Source organism: Microbispora sp. H10670, assembly GCF_014161385.1.
GTDB classification, from domain to species: domain Bacteria; phylum Actinomycetota; class Actinomycetes; order Streptosporangiales; family Streptosporangiaceae; genus Microbispora; species Microbispora triticiradicis.
Window position 1 is genome coordinate 1 of sequence record NZ_JABBWW010000084.1, and the last position, 1,306, is coordinate 1,306.

At 69.8% G+C, this 1,306-nt stretch carries 1 protein-coding gene; it reads left to right on the plus strand.

Annotated features, from left to right (window positions below):
• Positions 1 to 239 precede the first annotated feature (239 nt).
• On the plus strand, positions 240 to 1,306 hold a 1,067-nt coding region (locus tag HHX33_RS34620), incomplete at its 3' end, for an IS110 family transposase (protein ID WP_182878248.1).

The window sequence follows — 1,306 nt, forward strand, 5'->3', positions numbered from 1 at the left end:
GGTCACTAGGGCACCATCCTTACTGCGGGGCCCGCGTAGGGTCTTGTGGAAGGGACTCGGCGGGAGCCGGGGTGACGGCCCTGTTCGGTCGCCTGTGAAAGGCCTCGATGACACCGCCGCCCCCGGTTTCCCCGGGGCTGTGAACTGGCAACAGAGGGACGCGCCGTAGAGCGCCGGTTAGTGACCACCCAGCTGTCAGCCTCCTCGCCGAGTCGTCGCTGCCACCGTGAGGAGTCGTCGTGTCGCTTGCGCTGCCCCAGGCGCTGGTGTTCGTCGGAGTCGACTGGGCCGTCGATGAGCACGCGGTCTGTGTGATGGACCGGGCCGGTCAGGTGCTGAGTGGGTTCGTGATCGAGCACTCGGCGGACGGGATCGCCGGGCTGGTACGCCGCTTGGCCGCATATGGTCCGGCCGGGCAGATCCCGGTGGCGATCGAGCGGCCCAACGGGCGTCTGGTCGATCTGCTGCTGGAGGCTGGGCACCCGGTGGTCCCGGTCAAGCCGAACGCGATCAAGGTCTGGCGTGAAAGCGAGGTGCCCTCGGGTGCCAAGAACGACCTGCGGGACGCGGAGGTGATCGCCGACTACCTGCGCGTACGCCAGGGCAGGTTGCAGGTGGCTGCACCGTACTCGGCGCAGACCAAAGCGGTGCGCACCGTGGTGCGCGCCCGCGGCGATCTGGTCGAGGCGCGGGTCGCGGCCACCAACCAGCTGTCGGCGCTGCTGTCGGCCTACTGGCCCGGCGCCAAAGCGTTGTTCGCCGACGTCGAATCGGCGATCAGCCTGGAGTTCCTCACCCGCTATCCCACCCCGGCCAGCGCGGCCCACCTGGGCGAAAAGCGCATGAAGGCGTTCATGGTCAAGCACGGCTACTCCGGCCGGCGCACCGCCGCCACGCTGCTGGAGCGGCTGCGGTCGGCCCCGCGCGGCACCGGCGAGGACGCCCTGACCGAAGCGCTGCGCGATGCCGTGCTGGCTTTGGTGGGCGTGCTGAAGGCGCTGAACGCAGCGATCAAGGATCTCGACCGGTCGGCCGCCGCCCACCTCGGGGAGCATCCGGACGGGGAGATCTTCACGTCGCTGCCAAGGTCGGGTCAGATCAACGCCGCCCAGATGCTCGCCGAGTGGGGCGACTGCCGTCCAGCCTACGCAAACGCCGACTCCGTCGCCGCGCTGGCCGGGTGCACACCCGTCACCAAGGAGTCGGGCAAGCATCGCGCGGTGCACTTCCGCTGGGCCTGCAACAAGCGCTTCCGCCAGGCGATGACGACCTTCGCCGACAACAGCCGGCACGCCAGCCCGTGGGC